Below are 7,663 nucleotides of genomic sequence, written 5' to 3' on the forward strand. Positions count from 1 at the left end.
AAGAGACGCAAAAAAAGCTGCAATTGAACATATAGAAGAGTTCTATGCTTTTGATAGCGGGCAAGTGTTGTTTAAACCTACATTAGCATCAGTTGACCAGTTTCGCGGTACAAAGAAAGAGGCTCTATCTTACTTTATTGGTCAAGACCTCGCCGAAGATAAAGGGTTTGCATTGGCTCCATACACCAACGTTCGTTGGGAAAATGAAGGCATTATAACGGACCAAGATTCTGCGCTAGCAATGGGAAATTACTTCTTTACAACAAAAGACGGTAAAAACGTTAAAGTTGAATATACATTTGGTTATGTAAAAGATGGTGAAGGGAACTTAAAAATCAATTTACATCACTCCTCTATACCATATTCAAACTAAATTCTTCAGGGGATCCACAGCATTTAACGTAACTGCACTTAGTGTGACCCCAGAACTAAACACAAAAACGGCTCCCAATCGGGGGCCGTTCTTCGTTACAGAGTCACGAGATTGAACATAACGCCAATATCGCGTATCAACATTTAGGCTCTGTGTTGCAACAATTTTAAAATGTCACACGATGCCGCAAGTTAGAAATATCACATAAGGCATCTCCAGTTATTCTTCAAAATCAACCTTTTCACTTGAAATTAACGGTATGATACATCCAGTAAAACCTTGTAACTCTGATTTAGGTATTTCTGATTCTGTCTTGCTTCCATCATCAACAAATAGATGCTCAACTTCTGCTTTTCCATCTTTTACCATGATTTCCATGCTGATAGAGTAATTCCCGTCAGGAAGCTGATGCGCTTCAGCACAATTGATTATTTGAGGAAGTTTTTGCTCGGCGTATGCAATAGATGAAGATAAAAGTGCTGTTAAAACAAATGTTAATGATTTCATAAACGATGTCCATATTAAGTGAGGACTTTTCTCACTTAATATGGACAGTTCAAAAAACACACTAGTTCATTCTTATTATGTGTTTTCGTGACTGTGACCAAATCTATCCTGATAGTTACTAACTGCTGGATTTGTCATTGATTGTCGACGTTGTTCCTGCCTTCTTGGCGAATACGCTTATCGCAGACGTGTTGAATAAGTTCGAGCTTTTTCAGCTCCTTGGTGCTCATAGTCAGTAGCATTCCTGCACCTTAAGCTAAAAATCTTAAGGTGCAGATTTTACACTTAATGTGACACTTTAAACCTGCGCTGACAAGATTTAGACGCAAGTGTGATCATCCTTTTTTTAGCGCACGAGTTCAATTACGTTATTCAAGTAAGCTGACGTTACAGAAACGTTCCCACCTTTGAAAGTTCCATCGCCAGTTATAAGTGTTTGATTAAATCCGTATGCAAGAAGTTCATTATCTTTTAGAAAGTCTAAGTGTTTAGCCATCTCGTTATATTGGAAGTCTTTAATTTGTAGCGGCGTACTTTGAATCGAGCCAGAGAGAAATAAATCTTTCAGTTGAGGACATGTGTTTATAACTGAAAATATTGCGTTTTTAACCCGAGCTACGTACGTATATTTATGTTCAAACTCCTTTGCACTTGAAATGATTGAATCATAATCAATGTTCGGAGTTTTAGTTGCACCGAGAATCTTTGTTAATTCATTAAACATAATCTCAAGATCGGTTCGGTTACTAATGTCAGCAGCTTGAAGCATTGCTAGAGGAATAGGTAAGTCACCTTTAGTTAATCCTGAGTGACAAACGGGAACTACAGGGATTTTTCGAATCCAAGACGCTCCTGCTTCGAAGTTAATCCAAGGTCGCTTAATTGATTGAGGACTACATAGAGAAATTTGAATAGCGCTTTGGTTTAAAGCAGTGTCAATTTGGTCAATCCATCGCCCACCTGCTGGTAAACTTTGGCCATCAGATGAAACAAAAGTGTCAAGCATTCCTAAATACGACTTTTTGATTTCTTCTGACAAGATTACTGCAAGCTCACTTTCTTCTGTTATGTGACTAATGAAGACTAATTTTTTATTCACATTTGGCCTTTGTTTTAAAATGGATATTACTGCCATTTAATTTATGGAGTATGGTGATTGAATTAGATAGGAATAATTTTCCATTTCTCAAGCTTGACGTTGCGTGAGGAATGGGATGGTAGGCGTTTCTATTACCATATTTTCAGCCTCCCAAGTATCTAACTTTGCTTGCATCATGATCCAAATCCCAACGCCAGTACCTGTTACTTCAGCTAAACGCCTAGCCATTGCATGTGAGCATTTAGCTTTACCATTAACAAACTCACTTAGTGCTTTTCTCGTTACACCTAAGTTTACTGCTGCCTCAGTAATTGATATGCCTCTCTCATCCAAAATCGTGTGTTTAAAAAACTTTCCCGGATGTGATGGTTTTCTCGTCATTTTCATTGCAATTCTCCAAAAGCCTACCTGCATTTAGCTAGGTAGGCCGAGGTCGCATATATTGTGACCTTAAATTTTATTAGGCTGCTATCGGGCTTTTATTTTTTTTCCGTGATAATCGACATAATCAAGAAAAACTGCACCTTCATCTTGTATTTGAAAGGTAACTCGCCAGTTTCCATTGACCTCGATGCTGTAAACCCCTTTACCAGCCCCTTTTTTCTCAGAGAACTTGTTGGCATAAATTGCTTTCAAGTCTTGAGGGTGGTGCGATGCTTCGACAGCATCCAGTATAAAACCTATGCTATCGATATGGTTTGCATTTAAGCCACTTTGGGTTCCATGAAAGTAAAACTGTTTAAGCCCTTTGTGCGAAAAACTTTTAATAGCCAATGTGAAGTCCTCCATAGACAGTTGTTAAATATATTTAGTAAGTGATTGATATCCATTTGATATTCCTTTTAATGTTTTTATTGTTATCAAAGAACACGCACCTATCTATTGAATATATTTTGCCTACGCACTTCACATAGAGGACGGTATTTGCAACAAATCGAGTGTAACCCGTAACGTTGCAGGTGTCAATTTTTCGTGTAATTTAACGTAATGGCACTTAGTGCGCATCGAGATTCAGATACAAAAAAGCCTCCCATATGGGAGGCTTTTTTGTTGGGGAAAGTCATGACCAGTTAAAAGGATCATTGAGATCAATCGCTTTTGGGATTAATCTCTTTCCCTAGATGTGAAAAAACCACCCGGCAAGGTGGTTTATTTCGGAATACTTAAACGATTGAACCCCGTTAAGTCCTTTCATGATAGCCATATCGTTAAAGCACTTCAAGTACTCCTGCACTCTGTTTGGACTCAAGATGTTTTGGACAGAGCGACGCGCATCATCCACCGATCAAGGGAAGTTCCAAAGGTGGACGGTAAAGGCACTAATCAAAACTATGCTTCGGCACGATAATTCCGCCTCTTGTAGCTGCTAGAGAGGGTAAGCGGAAAAGGAATAAATGATTAGTGTTGTGAGACTGGAATGGGGGCGAAAGCCTTACTCACAGCGCAGGGCAGCCCGAAAGGGTAAGAGAAATATCCCAATCTGAAAGCGACCAAAAGAATACTCAAAATCACTCAAAAAGAGTCGACGATGGGTAGGGGTCGGCGCAGCCGAAAGGGCTGGTCTCTTTGCTCCTGGTGCTTCCTTGCTTAGCGTTGTTTCCCTTTTGCTAGTGCTCTCAGCTTTTCATATGTCAGTGGCGTATTTTCTATCGTCCATCCTTCGTTATTGAGGAAATTTGTGATTAGTTGTTTTTCTTTCTTTAAGCGCAGCTGTCCTGATTGAGCATTTTTTTTTGCTGTTCTGTTTTCTTGTAATGTCTGATCAAACTGCATTTTTTCTTGGCGGTATTTTTCCTGTATCTCTATGACGGTTTGTTTGGCCCATTCTTCTTTTTCTAGAGCGGTTTGTTCTCTGCGTTGGATTGCAGATTCTCTTTCTACGATATTATTTTTGATGCGATGGTATTCATCCCATTCGTTTTCGAGCTCTTTTTTCACATGGGATAATTGTTCTTGGTAGGCGGTGCGGACTTTTTCTTCTGCCCAGGACCTCATTCTTATTTCAGCGTTCTTCGCGTCTGATTCTGCTTTTTTTGCTCGTTCGTCGGCACTATTTTGCTCTGCTATTGCCTTGAGGATTTGGGCGTTGTTCCTACCGTTGTAGATGTACATTGAAAGTGGTATTAGGAAAATGAAACTCACGGTGAACAAAGTCCAGATAGGCCACAGTCCTTTGAATATATTCCAGAACCCTTTGGTTCCTGTGTATTCATAAATGGTGGGTGGTTGAACTTTAAAATCGACTAATCCCCACTCATTCGGTGTGCTGTCGGCTTTCCACAAATCGGTGATTAACACGGCATTGTCTACGTAGTGATATCCCCAGTTCGCTGTTCCTATAATACCGCTAAGTGTGAACAGTAATACTACCCATCTCATCGCAGATAAACCTCCGTGATTTCAGGACGGAAATGCCCCATTTCTTGTGATACAACCTTTAGAGCTTTCTCATAGGGCATCACTTTTTTCAGTTCGCTCATGCGTTCTTGGGCGTAACTGTGACGTACTCCATGCGCCCCAGCACTCCAATTTAATGCTCGATTTGATGCCGTCGAGTACGAACTTGACCAACGATTCCCTCCATTAATATCGTAATGTGAAAGGTAGTTTACGCCTCGGTCGACGATGTGCGTGGGTTGTTCGAGTCTTCTTGTCTCCAATTTATCGGCAAGATCTTTAGGTATGAGTACCTCTCTTATCAAACCACCTTTGCCGTCGATGGTGTAAATTACACCGTCTCGACCTGAGAACTTTTCTGCTAGTGCAGGTCTGTCACTAGGTTCTCGTTCATCTCGTGGTAATAGGGTATGAAGCTCATGTGCTCGAAGTCCGGCGGCGTAAGCGATTTCTGTAGAGAGTGCGTTACGCTCAGTTTGGGCATTTACGACCATTTGGACTTGTTCTGGGGTGTAGGAACGGGAGGAAAGGATTTGCAGTTTTTCGGATTTTATAACTTCCAGTTTTTCCGTTTGACCTAGCTTTCCTGTGACATTTTGCATCATGGTTTGAATTGCCTGACGCTCCATATCTAAGGTTTTTTGTCCTACTTCTAAGGCTCTATCGGTCAAATACTGGTGTGCTTGCACTACCGTCAAATCTCGCAGGCCACATTTGAATTCGGCATTGATGTGTTGAGCCACAATCTTCAGACGTTCTTCGTAGTTGCGAACGGTGCCAACGCTAGGCAGAGTTTTTCCCTGCATCTGCTTCATGACGTTAGCGGCCTGTTTTTCAGCAACGGCTTTGGGATCGACGTTTTTTGCAAACTTAGCCATGTTTTTCCAACCATCGAAGCACCGTTGAATGGGAAACTCTGACTCGCTTATTGCTCCGTAGCCAACGTTGAAGTTCTGCGCATGTCGCTCCTGCATGATGCAGTTCTAAAAGATGAGTGCGATATTTGTCGAGGCGTGATTTTCGAGCGGAATAGGATCGTTTCCGTATGGATTGAGTCTGAGCTTTGAGGGCTAAAAGTTCGCTTTGAACATCAAAATTAGACATAAATTCCCTTGTAAGAACATACAATCTCCAATGGAGACAGCGACAACTTAATGCCTATTCGCCAGTTTTGCGTTGGTTAAGCGCATGGATTATCTGACCGTTTTCCGTTACCTATTTTCTTTGAATGACGTTCAAAGAGCCGTCTCATTTCACCAGTTGAGAACTGTATAACCACTATAAAAGTGTCTCGGAATTAACTGCTCCGGTGAACATTATCAAGCTCAAAAGAGGCTGACTGATCTCTGTTTATTTCAGATTGAACAGGGGAAAACAAACTGCTTTTGAAGTAGCAATACTTATAAAACTGATTCACATCGTCGTTTAAATTTTGCACTAAATCCGTATGAATATCAATCACCATTTTGAATGTGCTTACATTATTATGCGTGAATTCATTCAATGCCTTATTCACAATTACCCGCTAGGTTAAACGAAGTTCTAACCTAGCGGGTAATTGTGATTACTCGAAATTTGCGAAATTTCTCTCCTGAATTTGCAATGCGAAGCGAGCGAACAAGGAGAGAGATTGAGTAAATTTGCTTGGGGTATGAGGTGACAGTGTGATGAATCATGGAGTGTTCACTACGAACATTTGCGCAGAACTGACGCGCTACGCTTGTCGCATCCCCACGCCAAGAAAACGGCGTAGGCGTTTTCCTGGTGTGGGGATGTGAAGTTTGGAAAACCTAACGGTGTGTTAGTGTCGGTAGGAGTGCTTTAGGCGGAGGTTCTTATGAATGGTCTATTTGTGATCATTGGGATCGCTTTATTAATTAGTGTGTTCGCACTTTATTCACCTCAGGTTAGTGCGTGGTGTGACAAACAGCTCGCTAAGAAGAATGACAAAAACGCCCCTTAGAGGGCGTTTTTTGTTTCAAACGAACGCGTTGTTCTTTGCCCTGTAAATCGCTCTGAAACTGTCACAAACTTACAGCCCGATTTTCGGGTAAGTAGGGCTTAGTAAGTGCTTATAAATTGAATCTGGAGCGTTTGAGGGCTTCTGAAGGGTGTTTTTGATAGCAAACTCGCCCGTTTAACATAATAGGAATAATGACTACCGACTTTTTGTTAAAAGTTTTTTGATAGGCGCAAAAATCCGAAAATTTACCTTGGGAGTGGTTTAATTCCCTGCATTAGCCTTGCGTGTTACACGTACGTTACATGTTGATATGATTTGATACATATCAATACTCGCTATTTAACCTAAAAGTAGATATAAAAAAATGAGTCTTTTAAGGATGATTTAACCTATGAAAAAAACGATTTTATTATCTGCTGTAATCGGTTCTATGTTTTCACTAAATGCTTTTGCAGCATCAATTTCTACGGCAGAAGTTGAGCAGGCTCAAAAGAAATGGGGTGAGGGTATTGTTGAAATAGGTAAAGCAAGAGACGCAAAAAAAGCTGCAATTGAACATATAGAAGAGTTCTATGCTTTTGATAGCGGGCAAGTGTTGTTTAAACCTACATTAGCATCAGTTGACCAGTTTCGCGGTACAAAGAAAGAGGCTCTATCTTACTTTATTGGTCAAGACCTCGCCGAAGATAAAGGGTTTGCATTGGCTCCATACACCAACGTTCGTTGGGAAAATGAAGGCATTATAACGGACCAAGATTCTGCGCTAGCAATGGGAAATTACTTCTTTACAACAAAAGACGGTAAAAACGTTAAAGTTGAATATACATTTGGTTATGTAAAAGATGGTGAAGGGAACTTAAAAATCAATTTACATCACTCCTCTATACCATATTCAAACTAAATTCTTCAGGGGATCCACAGCATTTAACGTAACTGCACTTAGTGTGACCCCAGAACTAAACACAAAAACGGCTCCCAATCGGGGGCCGTTCTTCGTTACAGAGTCACGAGATTGAACATAACGCCAATATCGCGTATCAACATTTAGGCTCTGTGTTGCAACAATTTTAAAATGTCACACGATGCCGCAAGTTAGAAATATCACATAAGGCATCTCCAGTTATTCTTCAAAATCAACCTTTTCACTTGAAATTAACGGTATGATACATCCAGTAAAACCTTGTAACTCTGATTTAGGTATTTCTGATTCTGTCTTGCTTCCATCATCAACAAATAGATGCTCAACTTCTGCTTTTCCATCTTTTACCATGATTTCCATGCTGATAGAGTAATTCCCGTCAGGAAGCTGATGCGCTTCAGCACA

General features: G+C 40.5%; 9 protein-coding genes. 2 read left to right on the forward strand and 7 right to left on the reverse strand.

Translation table 11 applies throughout. The features are described from left to right. The coding region (locus OJ16_RS19490; RefSeq protein WP_040993220.1) for a lipoprotein at positions 1-373 on the forward strand (373 nt) is incomplete at its 5' end. 219 nt (positions 374-592) lie between these two features. Here the strand turns inward: OJ16_RS19490 and OJ16_RS19495 are convergent. The 6 genes from OJ16_RS19495 to OJ16_RS19520 all read right to left on the reverse strand — a co-directional run bounded on the left by OJ16_RS19495 (position 593) and on the right by OJ16_RS19520 (position 5,350). Then, positions 593-880, reverse strand: a complete 288-nt coding sequence (locus OJ16_RS19495; protein WP_040993222.1) for a hypothetical protein — start codon at positions 878-880, stop codon at positions 593-595. Positions 881-1,226: 346 nt separating this feature from the next. Beyond that, on the reverse strand, positions 1,227-1,979 hold the full coding sequence (locus OJ16_RS19500) for a toll/interleukin-1 receptor domain-containing protein (RefSeq protein ID WP_040993224.1): 753 nt from the start codon (positions 1,977-1,979) through the stop codon (positions 1,227-1,229). An 87-nt stretch (positions 1,980-2,066) separates the two neighbouring features. Further along, a complete protein-coding gene (locus tag OJ16_RS19505) occupies positions 2,067-2,366 on the reverse strand; it encodes a HigA family addiction module antitoxin (RefSeq protein WP_040993226.1) in 300 nt (99 codons plus the stop codon). An 81-nt stretch (positions 2,367-2,447) separates the two neighbouring features. Beyond that, positions 2,448-2,753, reverse strand: a complete 306-nt coding sequence (locus OJ16_RS19510; RefSeq protein WP_052810396.1) for a type II toxin-antitoxin system RelE/ParE family toxin — start codon at positions 2,751-2,753, stop codon at positions 2,448-2,450. 813 nt (positions 2,754-3,566) lie between these two features. After that, positions 3,567-4,358, reverse strand: coding sequence for a hypothetical protein (locus OJ16_RS19515; RefSeq protein ID WP_040993230.1), 792 nt, complete (start codon positions 4,356-4,358; stop codon positions 3,567-3,569). After that, positions 4,355-5,350, reverse strand: coding sequence for a site-specific integrase (locus tag OJ16_RS19520; RefSeq protein WP_236688457.1), 996 nt, complete (start codon positions 5,348-5,350; stop codon positions 4,355-4,357). Before OJ16_RS19520 ends, OJ16_RS19515 begins: the two co-directional genes overlap by 4 nt. A 1,380-nt stretch (positions 5,351-6,730) precedes the next feature. On the opposite strand from OJ16_RS19520, the gene OJ16_RS19525 reads away from it, so the two are divergent. Next, on the forward strand, positions 6,731-7,240 hold the full coding sequence (locus OJ16_RS19525; RefSeq protein ID WP_040993232.1) for a lipoprotein: 510 nt from the start codon (positions 6,731-6,733) through the stop codon (positions 7,238-7,240). Between the two features lie 219 nt (positions 7,241-7,459). Here OJ16_RS19525 and OJ16_RS20095 read toward each other — a convergent pair. Continuing rightward, on the reverse strand, positions 7,460-7,663 hold a 204-nt coding region (locus OJ16_RS20095; RefSeq protein WP_040993234.1), incomplete at its 5' end, for a hypothetical protein.

Source organism: Vibrio renipiscarius, from assembly GCF_000827885.1.
Lineage (GTDB): Bacteria > Pseudomonadota > Gammaproteobacteria > Enterobacterales > Vibrionaceae > Vibrio > Vibrio renipiscarius.